Raw genomic sequence first — 16875 nt, 5'->3', positions numbered from 1 at the left:
TCTTAGAAGCCTCACGGCCTCATGAATAGCGAGTTGGCCAGGCCTGCTCCTCGCGCCTCAACCCGGAGTCAGACGACGATCTTGCTCTTGATCTGGGCAAACTCCTCTGCACTGATGGTTCCCGCGTCCATGAGTGCTTTGGCTTTGGCGATCTCCTCGGTGGGGCTGGCCGTGGCGACACTGCGGATGTAGGCATCGGTTTCCTGCTGGGATTTGCGGGCCCGCGCCATTGACCGCTCCGCCATGCCCTTGCCCCGGGCAATCATGTATGCCAGCACGGTCAGGAACGGTATGAAGACCAGAAGGACGATCCAGACGGCTTTCCACCAGCCACTGAGTTCGTCGTCGCGGAAGAGGTCGCCGATCACCATGAACACTGCATACAGGAAGGCGATAATCGCATAGAAGATGAACAACCACCAGAGAATATCCCAAAAGTTCTCGAAGAAATTCATTTTGGCTTCCCTACTTTCGCTTGGTGCGGCGTCGCCTACGAACGCAGCCTTGGATGGGAATGGGTTTCACCGCGGATATCCCGGAAGATTCGGGCTAGCACTTGGCGTCATTCGAGAGATCGCTGATGGCGGCCTGCACGTTCGCGGCTTCGTCCTTGAGCGAGTTGGCCGCCTGCGTCAGGGTGGCGTCGTCGGGAACGGAGTTCACAGCGGAGGTGAACTTCTGTTGGGCAGCTTTAACGGCATCAACCCGATCTTTGGCCGCGTCGCTGGCAGCGTTGACCAGATCGTCGTAGCTCTTCCGAACCTGATCCCGGGCCGCCTGGATCTGGCCGATCGTGGCCCCTGGCTTGAGGGAGTCCTTGAAATTCGTCAGGGCTGTTGAAAAGCCAGTGGCCGCAGCGCAAACCGGTGAAACGCTCGGCGTCGGGCTCGCGCTGGGGCTGCTGCTGGGTCCCGAGGTGGCGCAGCCGGCGAGCAGCGCAACCGCCGCCCCGAGCGCAGACATTCGCGCGAGGACTGGTCTTGGTGTCGACATTGGACTCACCTCTCCATGGGCTTTCGCCTGGCAGCCCAATCACTGGCAGGTACCACCAGTGTTGGGTGAGGGGCCCGCTTGCGCGTCACCCGCCGCGGGTGATCCTTTCACGCCGCTCCCCATGCCAGGCACGCCGCTGACCAGCGGGGACGCGACGCCGGAACTATCGAACACGGGTGGGACCCCATTACCTCCCACCCCGCGGCCCGAATCACCCCGGGGTGATGATGTGCCCGCTCCGTCGCCGTGATGGACTGCAGTCCACAACTGAGGGAGGATGCCATGTGTCGTTGGCTAGCGTATTCGGGTTCGCCGGTGCAACTGGAGGAGCTGTTGTACAAACCGACCAACTCGCTCGTGATGCAGAGCAAGCACGCTCGAATGGGCGTTGAAACCACCAACGGGGACGGCTTCGGCGTGGGCTGGTACGGATCCGCGCCGTATCCCGGGTTGTTCCACAGCACGGAGCCCGCGTGGAATGACCGCAACCTCCGCGAGTTGTCGGCCCAGGCGTCGGCCGGCCGGGTCTTCGCGCACATTCGGGCCTCGACCGGATCGGCGGTCCAACAGACCAACTGCCATCCATTCCGCCACGGCAGCTGGCTGTGGATGCACAACGGACTCATCCGGGAGTTCCCGACGGTGAAGCGCGACTTGGCCATGGCCGTTGAGCCATCGCTCTTTCCGCTGATCGAGGGAGCCACGGACTCAGAGCTCTTCTTCTTCCTCGCCCTGACCTTCGGGCTGGAGCAGGACCCGAGGGCGGCCGTAGCTGCCGCGGTTGGACTGATTGAAGACGTCGGCCGGCGCCACGGGATCGAGCAGCCAATCCAGATGACAGTGGCCACGACCGACGGCGACACCACCTGGGCGTTCCGCTACTCGAGTGAACGGCAGTCCCGGTCGCTGTTCCACAGCACCGACGTCGCGACCCTTCGCGTCCAGTACCCGGAGAACCCGTTGCTTCATGACCTGGCGGACAACGCGCGCCTGGTCGTCTCCGAACCGCTGGGGGATCTCCGCGGGGCGTGGCGGGAAGTACCCGAAGCCACCTGCGTGGTGGTGCACGGCGCCGGCGAGGACCTGTTCCCGTTCACGCCGACCGCCCCCTAGTGCCGGCGGCTGCGGCCCCCTCAGGGTCTGCGGCGGGTGCCGCTGCCGCGCAGCACCGGCTGGCGCGGCGCTAACTGGTGGTCCGGTCCCGCCGGTCCTTCACGCGCCGGTTCCTCCGGCGTCGGGCGCCCGGGGGATGGGAGTCGTGGGATACGTGTCATCGGGAGGGCCGCCCGCCGTGACCGGCTCACCGGCTGGCTCGCCGCCGGACTCACCGCCGGGCTCGACGCCCGGCTCGACTCCGGGCTCGGCGCCCGGCACGCCGGCTACGGCCGGCCGGCACAGCAGTTCGACCACGAGAATGACCAGCACGGCCAGGACGGCCGTCCAGATGGCGACGGCCGCCGTCGGGTCCTGCCAAAAGATCAGCACCAGCACAGCGATGCCGACGACGGTGGCTTCGATGATCCGCCGGTAGCGGGCCAACCAGAGCTGCCATGGCTTGGCCTGGCCACCGCCGATCTTGCCGGTGATGTAGTCGCCCGTCGTCGCCAGGCCGTGCCGGACATACTCCGCGGGACGCGAGTGGCCGCCCAGAAAAGCTGCCAGGGCGATCAGAAGTCCTACGACGAAGACAAGGCGCAGGCTGGTGCGCAGCGGTACCAAGAGTGCCTCGACCAGGCTTTCGGCCGCCGCAGGGGAGACAGCACTCGTCGGAATCGAGTTCAGGACGTAGCTTCGCCCGATCACAAGGGACAGCGCCAGCACCGCCATCGACACCGCCACGGCCAACCCCACGCCGCTCGTCGTGCTCCGTCTCCGGCCCCGGGGGGCAACGGCAATGGCGCCCACGGCGCTGAGCACCGTCAACCACGCCAGTATTGGGCCGAGCCGGTCCAGGGTCCGGATGGTTTCCGTGGCACGGACCAGTTCAGGCGACTGGAACAGGGCGATCTGCGCGTCAACTTCCGGGATCCTCGAGGCGATATCCACCCCTTGCTGGACAAGGAGAGTCTTGACCCGGGCGATGATCTCTTTCGTGGAAATCGACACCGTGCCGTTCTCATCAATACTGACCGTGCCTCCCGTACTTCCCGTGGCAAGGTTGACCAGCCCCTGGTGCGCGACCCGGTTCACCTGGATCCAAAGGTCCTGGAACTGCGGTGTCGCCACGAATCTGGCAACGGCGGTATGGATGAGCGTTTTAGTCTGCTCCGCAAGCATCGGGGCCAGCCCGGTGAGCACTGCCGCCACGCGGGGCGCCGTTTTAGCGAGCTCGTTCAGGGCATCGCGCGTGATGGTTTGGAAATCCACTGCGTCGGTGATCTGTTGGGTGACTTTGTCGGCGATTTCGGCCTGGATCGCAGGGTCCGAGGCCAACGGTGCGACGGTGGCGACGTAGCGATCGGTGTCGATGACTTCGCTGCGCAGGTAAAGGGCCGGAACTGTCGCGAAGGCCAACAGGCCAGTGATAACCACCAGCACGATTGCCACAATGCGCCGGGCCAGCCCCGTATGCCGCACGGCCGGCCTGGGCGGGGCCTTGCGGGCAGTGTCCCGTTCCTGCTGGAGACGGGCGACTTCGGCCCGTAACCGCAGAATTTCTTCCTGTTCCGGGCTAGCGGGGCCAGCGGGCTGATCGTTCAGCGACATGAGGGGATCCGCCTTAGCTTGTGTTCCGCGGCTGGGCATTTCACGGCTATTTTCATTGTTCACTCGGCGTGCCGGTCCAGCCCCACCCACACAGGGTGATCTGTCACGCCGGGGAAGGGCCCGCCACGGCCGTCCCTACGGGCTGGACGCCGCGCGTCGGACGTGCAGAGTGGCGCACCGAATCCCGGCACTGCCCGCGAAATTTCAGCCAGCCGGCCCGCTGTCATCCGTTTTGGGTGATGACGGCGGCGGATTCAGGATTCGCCGCCCAGACGCCGCCCGGCCGCGAAGAACGCAACTTTTGCGATCAATAGGAGTGCACCTAAATCGGCAATCATTTGGACGGACACGACACCCCTCGCCAGCTGGCTTACCGGCGTGATATCCCCGAACCCGACGGTGGCAAACGTGGAAGTGGTGAAGTAAAGGGCATCGGTTCGGCTCAGGGGCTCGCTAAACGCCGCCGCAGATGTGATCGACATTGATGTGTAAAGGAGCGCGAAGAGACACAAAAACATCAACAGGGTTTCGGCGACAGCCGCGGCCGCCCGAACCCTCGGAATATGCGCCACGAGTATCAGCCGCAATTGAATTGCCAAGACTGCGAAAAAGACCAGCACGACACCCGCCAGACGGATCCAGGCGGCCGCGGGATCGGCGTCATTGAATCCCCCGACGGGAATAAAGAAATACAGGGCGAGGACCACAACCGAAAATGCGATGAGACGTGCAATCGCGAAAATAATGACCCGCCTGCGGTCGGCCTTGTCGAGGTCATGAAGGAAAATCGGGTCTGTCGGGCTGCCGTGCTTCATAGGCATGACTGATGATACAGCCGGGCACCCAATTTGTGCCGTGCCGCAATCGGGTCGTCCAAATCGCCGTATTGTCGCGCTATGGAGCGGCGCACAAGGGGTCTTTGCGCCCTGTTGGTGCCCTTTTGCCCCCACCTAGCATGTGGAATGTGAGAGATAGGCTAGAAGCCGAATGGGTACCGGGCCCACAGTTCAAGATCCGCCCGCCTGTGCGCGGTCTCGGAGCGCTGGAGCGTCCACGTCTGGAAAGCGCCCTGTCCGCGGCCGCAGATTCGCACCGCCTGACCCTCGTTGCGGCCCCGGCCGGCTACGGCAAGTCCACGTTCCTGGGTGATTGGGTCCGCAAGTGCGCTCTGCCGTGCGCATGGCTGTCCCTTGACCGGTTCGACACGCAGCCCGCGCGGCTGTTTCACGGTGTCGTTGGGGCGATCCAGTCCGCGGCGAGCAAACTGCCGTTGCCCGGAACCGACGCCCTCCTGGCTCTTGACCCGAGCCTTGCCCATGACCGGGCGGCTTCCTACGACCTTCTCCTCGGAGCACTCGAGCACCTCACCGAACCGATTGTCCTGGTGATCGATGACGTCCATTTGGCCGGACCTGGGCTGGCGAACGGAATCGTCGGGGTGCTCGCAGCATCGGCACCCCCCTCACTGCGGCTGGTCCTCTCGGGACGCGGCCATACGTCCATCCAGCTCGAAAGATTCCGGTACGGCGAGGGACTGGGTGAACTTCGCGCCGCCGAACTGGCCTTCACGCGGGAGGAAGTTGCCCAGTTCGCCAGTGCGCTGGGACAGGATCAAACGTTCGACGCCGGGTCGCTCTGGAAGATGACTGCCGGCTGGCCTGTGGCAGTCCACGCCAGCCTGGTCACGTTGGCGCAGGCGCGCAACGTGCCGCTTGCAACGCCAGGCTCCGCGCCGACGCACGTCCCGCTCGCCGACTACGTCGCAGAAGAGATCCTCGACCAGATCGAACCGTCGCTGGCCGAATTCATTCTCAGGGCCACTACCAGTGACTGGCTCGGCCGCCGGCTCGCCGTCGAACTCGAAGGCCGTCCCCGCGGCGGCGTGCTGCTTGAGGAATGCCTCCGTAACGGGCTCTTCATCGAGGAGCACGAATACCGTGCGGGCGAATCGATGTTCCGGTGGCATTCCCTCTTCGCGGCGCAGTGCCGGCGCATCCTGCAGCGGCGCGACCCTCTGCTCGCCGAGCGTCTGCACCGCGTGGCGGCGAGGTACTACCAGGACGTCGACGTCGTCGAAGGCGTCGCCCAGGCGCTGCAAGGAAGCGCACCCCGGCAAGCCGTGATTTCCCTCGGCGCCCATTGGCTCGAATTCCTGCTCGGAAACGACGTGCAGACCCTTGAACGGCTGTGCCTGGATCTCCCCGCACCGTGGGGCGAGGATCCGGAGATCCTGATGATCCGTTCGGTCTGCCGTGCCCTTTCCGGCGACGGCACCGCCGCAGCCGAGCTCACCGACCGGGCGCTGTCGCGGACCTTCGCGCTGGACGCAATTCGACGCCGGAGACTGGAGAGTTACCGGGCGCTCTACGAGCCGCTGCCTGCCGACGGCCGCCTGGACCCGCACACCGAGACGGACGACGGCCAGTCGACGACGGACATTTCAGGAGACGGCCGCTCCAGCTCCTTCTCGACAGGACTCTTCCTGCTGGCCCAGGCAGAGTTCCGGCTGCACCGCACCGGCGAACTTGCGACGGCGCTGCTCCAGGCAACGGCGGCCACCGGCAACCCGGAACAGCTGGAAGCCGTGGAAATCTGCGCCCAGGCCGAGCTCGCATTGGCTCACGCCATCGCCGGTAACCTCGTGAGCGCCGACGAACTTGGCACGGCGGCGTTGGAACGGGGAGAGGCCCTGGGTTGGAATTCGCGGCAACGGATGGCTCCGGCCTGGCTGGCCCGGGGCATCGCGTGCTACTGGAATGATGATCTGAAGGCTGCGCGGACCTGCCTTACCAAAGCACAGCGATTGGGCAGCGAGCTGTTACCGACGGGTCCGCTCAGCGCCATCTATCGGGTCCTGGTTGATTGCGCCGCCGGCGACCTGCCCCGCCTGGCCGACTCCGGTGCGGCGCTGGAATCCTTTCACGGGCGGGGACGGTACGCCGTGTCATGGAATGCCCTGGAGACCATCGCGGTGGCGAAAATTGCCGAAGCCAGGGGCGACCGGGACGGAGCTTTGCGGACCGTCCAACCACTGGGTGCCGGGGGGCACGGCGCATTGGCGGATACGCTGCTGGCGGAGTTGCTGCGCCGCGAAGGTGACACCGCCGCTTCGCAACGCTGTGCCGAGTCACTGGCCGAACGCCGCGGCAGCTCATATATTGACACCTGCCTGAGCCTGACCGAGGCGATCATGGCCCATGGAGCCGGCGATGCCGCGGCGGCACACGAGCGGATTGAACATGCTGTCCTCCGTGCCGGGCCTGAAACCGTCCTGCGTCCTTTCGCCGAACGGAGAGAGGAATTGGCGGATCTGCTCGTGGAGCACGCTGTGTGGGGCACAGCGCACGAGTCGTTCATCGCAGCGCTGATGGCACGCGAGGCACAGGGTGAGACCCGCCTTCGGGCGCAGTCCTACTGGAACCTGACCGAGCGCGAACGCGAAGTCCTTTCCTACATGCGCTCCATCATGACCGCTGCTGAAATTGCCGAGGCGTTGTACATTTCCGTGAACACGGTCAAGACCCACGAACGGTCCATTTACCGCAAACTCGGGGCGGTAAGCAGGCGCGACGCGCTCAAGACGGCCGCCAAGCGTGGCATCGTCTGAACCCCGCGGCAGCCTTGATGGTCTTCGCGGTGAGGCACCGGTCCCGGATGGGGTCAGAGGCCCCTAGCCGCCTCAAACCGGCAGTGAAAGTCTGGAACCATGAAAAAAGTTGATCCCTTTGTGATCGTGATCGGATTTGACGGCTCGAAGCAATCACATGAGGCCCTGGCGTGGGGTGTTGAAGAGGCCCGGTACCGCAATGCGGAGCTCCGGGTCCTGACCGTCTGGAACAAGGCGCCAATGGCGTGGTATCCGGCGATGCTGGAAACGGCGGCAGGCGAAATCGTGGCGGAGGACTCACCGGAGCAGCAGGCTGAAGCGCTGGGCGCCGAGGCGGCGAAATCCGCAGTGGGTGTCAATGTCGTGACGCGGTCCATCAAAAACGACTCAGCGGCCTCGGCAATACTTGAGGCCGCACGGGAAGCCGACCTGGTGATCGTCGGCTCCCGCGGCCACGGCGGTTTCGCCGGGCTGCACATCGGGTCGGTCTCCGCCCAGGTGGCCAGCCACTCTCCGTGCCCTGTCCTGGTGATCCGGCCGAAGGCTTCCTGAGCGTCCGGGCCGCTGGCACGGACATCCGGCGGCAGTGCCGCGTGCCTGCTCGGTGGTGAGCACCCGATGCCAGCGAGCCGGGAGGGCTACCGTCGGCGTATGACCGTCCTGGACTGGCTGATGGATTCAGATCCTTCACTTCGGTGGCAGGTGTTGCAGGATCTCAGCAACGCCGCGCCCGAGGCCGTTACCGCAGAGCGCGCGCGGTAGCGACCGAAGGCTGGGGTGCCCGCCTGTTGGCATTGCGGGACGAGGACGGCTGTGTGGGTTACGTGCTGCTAGGGCAGAACCTTGTAAAGGTCGATCACCGTCTCTTCGGGCGGAGCGGCGAAGCCGCCCTCAATACCCGCCTGCATCCGGGGCAGGAGGATCGTGTCCCGGAATTTTTCCCAGCTTTCTTTCGATTCGTGGACTGCCATGACCGTCCAGCCACCCTCGGATGCCCCGCCGGCGTGGAAGATCTGACCCTCGGGCAGGAGCCCCGCGCCCGGATGGACGGCTGCAAGCGACGCCTCTTATTGTTCCTTGGTGCCTCCCGGGAAGAAGTGCACGATTCCGTAGGGCGTGGTGGCCATAACAACTCCTAGGCTGGTGGATTGGACGGGACAAGGCCAGTCCTAGACGCCGCCACCGGGTGTGTCAAGGGCTCGCGGAAGCAGGCGGGGGTCCGGGGACCCGCGTGCCCCGCAGGCTCAACATGATGAGCCTTGATCCCAACGCCGCGGCGGCCTTTCCGCTGGTTGGCAGGGCCGGCGGTTGGCAGGTCCGCGGTCAGCCGTCCGACAGGGTCCGGACGTCCTCGGCCAGGGCAGCCCGGTAGCCAAGGCTTCGTGAGACTGCCCTCGCGGTGGCCATCACCGCCGGAGCCAGGACGTTGGGCGGGGTGGTCCCGTCCGGTACCACGATCGACAGTGCGGCCACCACCGTGCCCTGGGCATCAAAGACGGGCGCCGCCACGGAAACAGTCAGGGACGGCGCGGACCGGCGGATCATGGCAATCCCCGTCCGGTGGACGTCGGACAGGGTGCGCCGCAGCTGGCCCTCCGGCATGGGAGCCACGCCCGGTTCAGTTTCCGCGGGTTCCCTGAGGATCTTTTCCTGGAATGCCGCGTCCGAGCCGGCCATCAGGACCAGGCCGACGGCCGTGGAGCGCAGGGGGAGCCGGCCGCCCACCCGGTAGGCGACTTCCGTGGCCTGCTTGGAGGAAAGCCGTTCGATCAGGACGGCCTGGTCTTTATCCCGCACGGCCAACAACACGTGATGGCGCGTCACCTCGAAGAGATCCTCAAGGTAGGGCAACGCGATTTCGCGGATCCCGTGGCCCCTCGGGGAGAGGGACGCTATTTCCCACAGCCGGACGCCCACAACGTAGCGTCCGTCGTCGAGCCGTTCCAGAGCGCCCCAGGCGACCAGCCGGGCAATGAGGCGCAACGCCGTCGGGGCGGGCATTTGCGCAAAACGGGCCATCTCTGACAGGGTCAGCGCCCGGCGGCGGTCCGTGAAGACGGCGAGCAGGCTCAGGGCCCGGTCTATCACCGGTTCGCCCTGTTTGGGCCGCTTGCCGCGCGCGGGAGCGGGGGTTCCGGGCCCGGCGCTGTCCGGATCCCTTTCCTGGGCTGCTGTCATTTCAAACCGTTCCTAGTTCGTCGCCAGTGACCCCCACCACAGTAGTGTTTCGCCCAATGAAACTCCTAGCCGGTACTCCATGGCTGCGGCACTGTTGGGGTGGGGCGTCGACTGCGCCGGCGCTGGTTCAAACGGACGCAGTCACCCTCGTCCCGGCAAGGCTGCCGAGGAACTTGGCACTCTCCTTCGGGGTCCGTTCCTGCGTGGCCCGGTCCACCGCGATGAGTCCAAACTTCGGACCGTAGCCAAAGATCCACTCGAAGTTGTCGAAGGCTGTCCAGGCGATGTAGCCGCGGACATCGATGCCGTCGGCCAGGCAGGACGCCACGCCGGCGACCGCCGTGCGGAGGTAGGCCAGTCGCTGAGAGTCGTCGTCGGTCGCCAGGCCGTTCTCCGTGACGATGACAGGGATGCCGGCGACGCTGGCTGCCTCCCGAATGGTCGCTTCGAGGGCCTCGGGGTAAATTTCCTCGCCCATCTGGTTCGTCGCGGCTCCCTCGGGGGCCAGCATCACCCCGTCCGGACCGAAGACCGTCCGGCCGTACGTCTGGATCCCCACGAAGTCGTCGTCGCGGGACGCCACGAGGAAGCGTTCGTTGACCTCTCGACGGATCCTGTCCGCCCGGTCCTGGCCGCCTTCGGCTGCCTGGATGTCGGTGTTGGCCAGGGTCCACCCGACCGGGAGCTCCGGCCGGATCGCCTTGATGGCAGCCCGGCCCTGCCGGTGTGCAGCAAGCTTGATGTCGAAGCCAGCCTCGGAGACCGTGAACTGGAAGGGTGCCACGCGGCTTGCGTCGATCCCGAGCCGGTCTGCCGCGGCCGCCCATAGCGGCACCTCTGCCCTGCGTTCGGGGGCCTCGCCGCCCAGGCCAAGTTCCTTGAGGAGCCACGGGAGGTTGGGCTCGTTGAGGGTGCAGGCGACGCCGATGAGATCGCCGAGGTGCCTCATGGCCCGGTCGCAGTAGCGGGCGAACCGTTCGGGGGTCTGCGGGTCCTCCCAGCCGCCGGCCGCCAGGAGCCACCTGGGTGACGTGAAGTGATGGAAGGTGACTACCGGGATGAGCCCGTGCTCATGGCAGGCCTCCAGCACGCGGCGGTAATGGTTGAGTTCCGCCACCGAGAAGTAGCCTTCCTCGGGCTCGATGCGGGCCCACTCCAAGGAGAAGCGGTAACTCGTGAACCCCAGGCCGGCGATCAGGGCAATGTCCTCGCGGTACCGGTGGTAGTGGTCGACGGCGTCCCCGGACGGTTCGGCGAAGATCGTTCCGGGGAGCCTCTCCAGGAACCAGCAGTCACTGTTGACATTGTTTCCCTCGACCTGGTGGGCTGCCGTGGCGAGGCCCCACAGGAAATCGTGCGGGAAGGCAAAAGAGTCGGTCATCTGGTTCCTTTCGATCTGAGCGCCAAGCGACTGTGCATGGGCTGACTGTCCATCCTCCGCGGTCAATGCCAGGGGAGGGCGGCCGTTTTCATTGGTTGAAAGACTCATCGCTGGTCCCGCGGACATTGCGCGTCCATTCGAGACCCGTCCGGAGTGACCCTCACCACAATACTTTTCCAATCAATGACATTCTCGTGTTTCCGTTTGAGGCGTCGCCGTGATCCTTGAGTGAGCCGGTCGCCGAGACCCATCTGACGAGAGGGGCACCGGCGCAACGGCCCGGAAGCTGGTCACGGACGATCGGTATACAGGCCGCCAGGCTCCCCACGGATGTTGACCCCCGTTTGCTGAGAAAGAATGCGAAGGCGCACTACATGAAACTTCTGAACTCCACCGCACGACGGAGCGCGGCCGTTCTGGCCGGGGCGCTTCTCATGAGTTCGCTCACCGCCTGTGGCGGCGGGACCCAGGCGGCAACCGCCGTCAACAAAGACACATTGACCATCGCCGTCGACAGCGACAGCGCTTCCTTCGGCTTCGATCCGCTGCGTGTCGCCGACGCGCAGCGGCAGTTTTTTGAAGGCCTCTACGAAAACCTCATGACCCTGCAACCGGACGGTTCCGTTGGACCGGGCTTGGCCAAGGAGTTCAGCTACAGCGCGGACAACACGGTCCTTACGCTGACCCTCAAGGAAGGCGTCATCTTCACGGACGGCGCTACCCTGGATGCGGCTCTGGTGAAGGCAAACCTGGACCGCCGCAGCGACCCCGCACTCAGTGCCTACTCCGCAATCGCCAAGGGCGGAGCCCAGGAAATCACTTCGGTGAGTGTTGTCAGTCCCACGCAGGTGGCCATCAAGTTCGCTAAGCCGCAGCCAGGGTTCGAAAAGAACCTCGCCTCCACCATGGGCATGGTTGTCGGCAAGAGCGGTGTTGCCGATACGGCCAGCCTCGGCAAAACCCCGGACGGCTCCGGTCCCTACACGCTCGACCCCTCCACGGTTAAGGGCAACAAGTACGTCATGGTGAAGAACGACAAGAACGCCGACGCCGCAGACTACGCCTACAAGAAGATCACCTTCAGCGTCATCCAAGATCCTCAGGCGCGCGCCAACGCTCTCGTCTCCGGCCAGGCCGACGTCGCCATGCTCACTTCCCCCACAGTGGACTTCGCAAAGTCCAAGGGCCTCGGCGTGTCCCAGATCGGTGGAACGCTGCACACCATGGTTTCCTTCGACAAGACCGGAAAGACCGCTCCCGCCTTTGCCAGCGAGAAAGTCCGTCAGGCGTTCCAGTTCGCCATCAACCGCCAGTCACTGGTGGACGCACTGCACAAGGGTGACATCGCGGCCTGGAATGCACTTCCCAAGGATTCCGCGGGCTTCACCCATGAGCTGAACACCAAGTTCGCCTACGACCCGGCGAAGGCCAAGAGCCTGCTGGCCGAGGCCGGCTACGGCAACGGCTTCGAGTTCACCATTGTTGGCAGCGCTGAAACCCAGACGGACCTGCAGGCCGTCCAGAAGGATCTGGCCGCCGTCGGAATCAAGATGAACATTAAGATGGCGTCCTCCACCGATGAAGCCTTCGCGGCAGTCGCGACCACGCCCCTCGGCTACGCCGCACTCGGCTGGGACAACCCGGTGGGGCTGATGTACGGGGTGGTCCTGAACGGTTTCACCAATGTGCAGAAGGCCTCCGATGAGCAGCTGACTGCGGCTACGGGCGAAGCCGCGGCCGCGAAGGACGACGCCGCCAAGAAGACCGCCCTCACCAAGCTCAACACCCGCCTGGTGGAATCCGGCTGGATGATCCCGCTCTATGAGTCACTCACCAACCAGGGTTACAACACCAAGAAGGTTCAGCAGGTGAAGTTCGCAGGTTCGAACGCCTACCCGCTTCTCTCGTCCTACGCACCGGCTAGCTGATCACCGAACCTGCCGGACGGCCACCCCGACTCTGGAACGGGCAGCCGTCCGGCAGGTCCTGACCGATGGAGGTCACCATGGCACTATTCATCACCAAGCGTCTGCTGATGGCGCTGGCCACCGTGCTTGTGGTCGCGGTACTGGCATTCCTGCTGGTGCACGCGATGCCCGGCAGCCCCGGCGCTGTGTCGCTCGGCGCCGGTGCCTCCCAAGAAGCGATTGACGAGGTCAACGGGCGGCTCGGCTGGAACGATCCTCTCCTCGCCCAGTTCTTCCGCTGGCTCGGCGACGCCGTCCAGGGCAACCTCGGCACGTCCCTGATCGATGGCCGCTCGGTTAGCCCGGACCTGGGCAACAGGCTTCCGGTGACGGCATCACTCGCGGCTGGCGCCACCGTCCTGAGCGCGATCCTCGGGATCGGCCTGGGCGTGAGCGCGGCGGTCCGCGGTGGCCTGGTGGACCGGATCGTGGGCGGGATCTGCGGCCTGGCCGTGGCCCTGCCTGCCTTCTGGATCGGCATCATCTTTGTGTACCTGTTCGCCGTGCAGTCCTCGGTCTTTCCCGCCACCGGCTACGTGCCGTTCGAGGTCTCACCGCAGGACTGGGGCATGTCCCTGGCCCTTCCTGTCATCACGCTTGCCGTAGGCGGCGCGGCCTTCATCGCCCGCCAGACCAGGGCCTCGATGCTTGAGGCGTTGCAGCAGGAGCACATCCGGACGCTGCGTGCCACGGCCACACCGACCTGGAAAATCCTCTACATCCACGCCCTGCGCTACGCCAGCCTCCCCATCGTGGCCGGCATCGCGCTGCAGTTCATCGGCCTGTTCGGCGGCTCCGTCATCGCGGAGCAGCTCTTCGCCATGCCCGGCCTGGGCCAGGCCGTCCAGACCTCCGTCAGCACCCACGACGCTCCCGCCGTCCAGGGCGTGGTGGTCATCGCCACCGTCGTGGTGGTGGCCGTGAATCTCGTGCTGGAACTCGCCACCAAGTTCCTCGACCCGAAGTTGCGTGCCTCATGATCCCCAACGTCGCCCCCGCTCCTGCCGACAGTGCGCCAGCCACGGCTGCCGCAGCTGTGCAGCCCAAGTCCGGCCAGCGGGCCGCCTTCAGCAAAATTTCCGCAAGCCGGCTCTTCGCCTCGCCCGGCGGCGTGGCCGGCGTCGTATGGCTGGCAGCCCTGGTGGTTGCCTCGCTGACTGCCCAGTGGTGGCTACCCTACAAAACGGAGGACCAGGACTTCACCGCTGTCCTGTCCGGTCCCACCGCCGCGCACTGGCTCGGCACCGACGAACTCGGCCGGGACCTCCTCAGCCGCATCTTCGCTGCCGCCGCAGGCACCCTGGGAACCTCACTGATCACGGTGATTGTCGGCGTCGTGCTCGGAACCGCCCTGGCCATGGTGGCCGCCGGCAGAGGCCAGACGGAAGGAGGGATCAGCCGCGTCACCGAGGTCATGATGTCGCTGCCCGGCACCGTCATCATCCTGGCAGTTATCGGTGCCGTGGGAACCAACATCCCGCTGATCATGGCCATCTTGGGCGTCCTCATTTCCGCCGGCATCTACCGCGTCATGCTGGGCCAGGCCAAGTCGCTCCAGTCCCAGCTGTACGTGGACGCGGCCAAGGTGGACGGCGTCAGCACCCTGGGGATCAGCCTCCGCCACGTTTTGCCCGGACTGACCAACACCATCGTGGTCCAGTCCGCCCTCATCTTCGCTGTCGGCATGCTGATCCAGGCCGGCCTGGCGTTCATCGGCTTCGGCCCGCCCATCCCGCAACCCAGCTGGGGCGGCATGATCCAGGGCGCTTCCCAGCACGTCTACGATGCCCCGTGGCTGATGGTTCCCACCGGTGCGGTCCTTGCCCTGACCGTCCTGGCCGCCAACGCGATCGGCAACGCCCTGGGGAAGGCGCCGAACACTGGCGTCTCGCACCTGCCGTCGGCAGCGGCGCGCCGCCAGCGTTCTGTTGCAGCGGGCGCCGCGGCCTCGGTGGCCGAGGCGGGAGCCATCCCGGCCAAAGGCCACCTGAGCGTCCGCGGACTCTCTGCAGGGGTCGACGGCGGGACTCCGCTGGTCACGGACGTCTCGTTCGACGTCGGGCCGGGAACCGTGTTGGGCCTGGTGGGGGAATCCGGCTGCGGCAAGACCATGACCGCGCTGTCGCTGCTGGGCCTGCTGCCCGCCGGGGTCTCCGCCACCGGCGGCCAGATCCTGTGGAATGGCAAGAACCTGGCCGCCGCCACGGAGCGCGAGATGGAAGGCATCCGCGGCCGGGACATCGCCCTGATCTCGCAGGAACCCATGCGGGCCCTGGATCCCATGTTCACCGTGGGCTACCAGCTCACCGCGGCCATCCGCCGGCTGCGGAAGGTGGGCAAGGCCGAGGCACATGCCGAAGCCCTCAGCTTGCTCGAAAAGGTGGGCATTGTGGACGCCAAACGCATCCTCAAGACCTACCCGCACCAGATCAGCGGCGGCATGGCCCAGCGCGTCGCCATCGCCCTGGCACTGTCCGGCCGGCCCAGGCTGCTGGTGGCCGACGAACCCACCACAGCGCTGGACGTCACCGTGCAAGCCGAAATCCTCTCGCTGCTGCGCTCCCTGGTGAAGGACACCGGGATGTCCGTGGTGATGGTCACCCACGACCTCGGCGTCGTGGCGGACATCTGCGACAACGTCGCCGTGATGTACGCCGGCCAGGTGGTGGAAAGCGGCCGGACCGCCAATATTCTCGACAACCCCCGCCACCCTTACACCTTGGCGCTTCTGGCCGCCGACCCGCACGCCAACACCGCGGCGGACATGCCTGAACGGCTGGCCACCATCAGCGGCCAGGTTCCGCAGCCAAAGGACTGGCCCACGGGCTGCCGCTTCATGGCGCGCTGCCAGTTCGCCGGCTCCGCGTGCGCCGCCCCGGTGCCGCTGCTGCCTTCCGGCTCCGAAGACGGACTGGTCCGCTGCGTCAAGGCGGACGAACTGGCGGTGGAGGGCCTGGAATGGCTTGCCACCGAAGTGCCCACTCACCGAGTACTGAAAATCGTCGAAAAGGACCTGGCATGAGCATCGAGACGGCAGAACGGCAGGACACGGCGCCAGTTGCGCCGGAGCAGCCCATGCTGGAGGTCAAGGACCTGCTGGTCCGGTACGGCCGCGGCCGGAAAGCTGCAGCAGCCCCGGCAGCGGTGGACGGCGTCAGCTTCTCCATCCGTCCCGGCGAGACCGTAGGCCTGGTGGGGGAATCCGGCTCCGGAAAATCCACCATCGGCAAGGCGATCCTTGGCCTCCAGAAGAGCGCCGGCGGCACCATCAGCTACCAGGGCAAGGACATCACCCATGCCGGTGCTGCAGAGCGCCGCGCCCTCGGCGGTGAACTGCGGGCGGTCTTCCAGGACCCCAACTCCTCGCTGAACCCGCGCCAGAGCATCGGTGCTTCGCTGGCGGAGCCGCTGCGGATCCGCGGGGTTACGGCCGCAGTGGCGCGCGAAAAAGCCGAAGCCATGCTCGAACGCGTGGGGCTGCCCCGTGAGGCCGTGGACCGCTACCCCAGCCAGTTCTCCGGCGGCCAGCGCCAGCGGATCGCCGTCGCCCGTGCCCTGATCTGCGAACCGAAGCTCGTGGTGTGCGATGAGGCGGTCAGTGCCCTGGATCTCTCCACCCAGGCCCAGGTGCTCAACCTCCTGGCCGACCTCCGCGACGAGCTTGGCCTGAGCTACCTGTTCATCGCCCACGACATCTCGGTGGTCCAGTTCCTGGCGCAGCGCGTTGTCGTCCTCTACCGCGGCCAGGTGATGGAAAGCGGGCCGGCGGCAGCCGTCACGGAGTCGCCCAAGCATCCGTTCACCCAGGCCCTCGTGGCTGCTTCGCCCGTGCCGAGGCCCGCGGAACAGGCCGAGCGGAGGATGCTGCGCGAATCCCTTGGCGTCCGCACGGCCGCTGCAGTGGCGGGGTCGCCGGGAGGCTGTCCCTTCAGCCAGCGGTGCCCGCTCGCCACCGAACTCTGCACCGCCGAGCGTCCGGCCCTTCGGCGGGTGGGCGCCGCCGACGTCGCCTGCCACTACGCCTGACCCCGCGCAGCCCAGCG

Annotated in this window: 14 protein-coding genes; 7 read left to right on the top strand and 7 right to left on the bottom strand. The window is 66.0% G+C overall.

All coding sequences use genetic code 11. The features are described from left to right. Window positions 1–68 precede the first annotated feature (68 nt). Entirely contained in the window at window positions 69–455 is a 387-nt protein-coding gene (locus AC1DRO_RS02825; protein WP_230010772.1) for an SHOCT domain-containing protein, read from the bottom strand. A gap of 94 nt (window positions 456–549) precedes the next feature. Continuing rightward, complete coding sequence (locus AC1DRO_RS02820; RefSeq protein WP_476949723.1) at window positions 550–963, bottom strand: hypothetical protein; 414 nt, start codon at window positions 961–963, stop codon at window positions 550–552. A 312-nt stretch (window positions 964–1275) separates the two neighbouring features. Here AC1DRO_RS02820 and AC1DRO_RS02815 point away from each other — a divergent pair, with 312 nt between their 5' ends. Then, on the top strand, window positions 1276–2106 hold the full coding sequence (locus tag AC1DRO_RS02815) for a class II glutamine amidotransferase (protein WP_028276753.1): 831 nt from the start codon (window positions 1276–1278) through the stop codon (window positions 2104–2106). Between the two features lie 99 nt (window positions 2107–2205). On the opposite strand, the gene AC1DRO_RS02810 is transcribed toward AC1DRO_RS02815, so the two are convergent. Both AC1DRO_RS02810 and AC1DRO_RS02805 read right to left on the bottom strand, forming a co-directional pair. Then, window positions 2206–3699, bottom strand: a complete 1494-nt coding sequence (locus AC1DRO_RS02810) for a transposase (RefSeq protein WP_476949722.1) — start codon at window positions 3697–3699, stop codon at window positions 2206–2208. Window positions 3700–3953: 254 nt separating this feature from the next. Continuing rightward, window positions 3954–4520 (bottom strand): potassium channel family protein, encoded by a 567-nt coding sequence (locus AC1DRO_RS02805; RefSeq protein ID WP_223916964.1) that lies wholly within the window; start codon window positions 4518–4520, stop codon window positions 3954–3956. Window positions 4521–4663: 143 nt separating this feature from the next. Between AC1DRO_RS02805 and AC1DRO_RS02800 the strand changes: the two genes are divergently transcribed. Continuing rightward, on the top strand, window positions 4664–7306 hold the full coding sequence (locus AC1DRO_RS02800; protein ID WP_476949721.1) for a helix-turn-helix transcriptional regulator: 2643 nt from the start codon (window positions 4664–4666) through the stop codon (window positions 7304–7306). 99 nt (window positions 7307–7405) lie between these two features. Then, window positions 7406–7858 (top strand): universal stress protein, encoded by a 453-nt coding sequence (locus AC1DRO_RS02795; protein ID WP_028276757.1) that lies wholly within the window; start codon window positions 7406–7408, stop codon window positions 7856–7858. Between the two features lie 278 nt (window positions 7859–8136). On the opposite strand, the gene AC1DRO_RS02790 is transcribed toward AC1DRO_RS02795, so the two are convergent. The 3 genes from AC1DRO_RS02790 to AC1DRO_RS02780 form a co-directional block, all read right to left on the bottom strand. Then, window positions 8137–8277: a hypothetical protein gene (locus tag AC1DRO_RS02790; RefSeq protein ID WP_476949720.1), complete on the bottom strand. Its 141-nt coding sequence runs from the start codon at window positions 8275–8277 to the stop codon at window positions 8137–8139. A 352-nt stretch (window positions 8278–8629) separates the two neighbouring features. Beyond that, a complete protein-coding gene (locus AC1DRO_RS02785; protein WP_476949719.1) occupies window positions 8630–9484 on the bottom strand; it encodes an IclR family transcriptional regulator in 855 nt (284 codons plus the stop codon). A 127-nt stretch (window positions 9485–9611) separates the two neighbouring features. Beyond that, window positions 9612–10865, bottom strand: a complete 1254-nt coding sequence (locus AC1DRO_RS02780; RefSeq protein ID WP_476949718.1) for a glycoside hydrolase family 1 protein — start codon at window positions 10863–10865, stop codon at window positions 9612–9614. Between the two features lie 374 nt (window positions 10866–11239). Between AC1DRO_RS02780 and AC1DRO_RS02775 the strand changes: the two genes are divergently transcribed. The 4 genes from AC1DRO_RS02775 (at window position 11240) to AC1DRO_RS02760 (ending at window position 16858) form a co-directional block, all read left to right on the top strand. Beyond that, the gene (locus AC1DRO_RS02775) at window positions 11240–12793 is read left to right on the top strand and encodes an ABC transporter substrate-binding protein (RefSeq protein WP_476949717.1); all 1554 of its coding nucleotides are present in this window, start codon (window positions 11240–11242) and stop codon (window positions 12791–12793) included. A 65-nt stretch (window positions 12794–12858) separates the two neighbouring features. Next, window positions 12859–13812, top strand: a complete 954-nt coding sequence (locus AC1DRO_RS02770) for an ABC transporter permease (protein WP_476949716.1) — start codon at window positions 12859–12861, stop codon at window positions 13810–13812. Then, entirely contained in the window at window positions 13809–15854 is a 2046-nt protein-coding gene (locus tag AC1DRO_RS02765; protein WP_476949715.1) for a dipeptide/oligopeptide/nickel ABC transporter permease/ATP-binding protein, read from the top strand. Before AC1DRO_RS02770 ends, AC1DRO_RS02765 begins: the two co-directional genes overlap by 4 nt. After that, complete coding sequence (locus tag AC1DRO_RS02760; RefSeq protein WP_476949714.1) at window positions 15851–16858, top strand: oligopeptide/dipeptide ABC transporter ATP-binding protein; 1008 nt, start codon at window positions 15851–15853, stop codon at window positions 16856–16858. The genes AC1DRO_RS02765 and AC1DRO_RS02760 overlap by 4 nt, the downstream gene beginning before the upstream one ends. Window positions 16859–16875 lie beyond the last annotated feature (17 nt).

The sequence above is a fragment of the Arthrobacter sp. P4_F11 genome (genome assembly GCF_056401395.1).
Note: the sequence above shows the minus strand (reverse complement) of the source record. Positions and strands in the feature narration are given on the sequence as shown.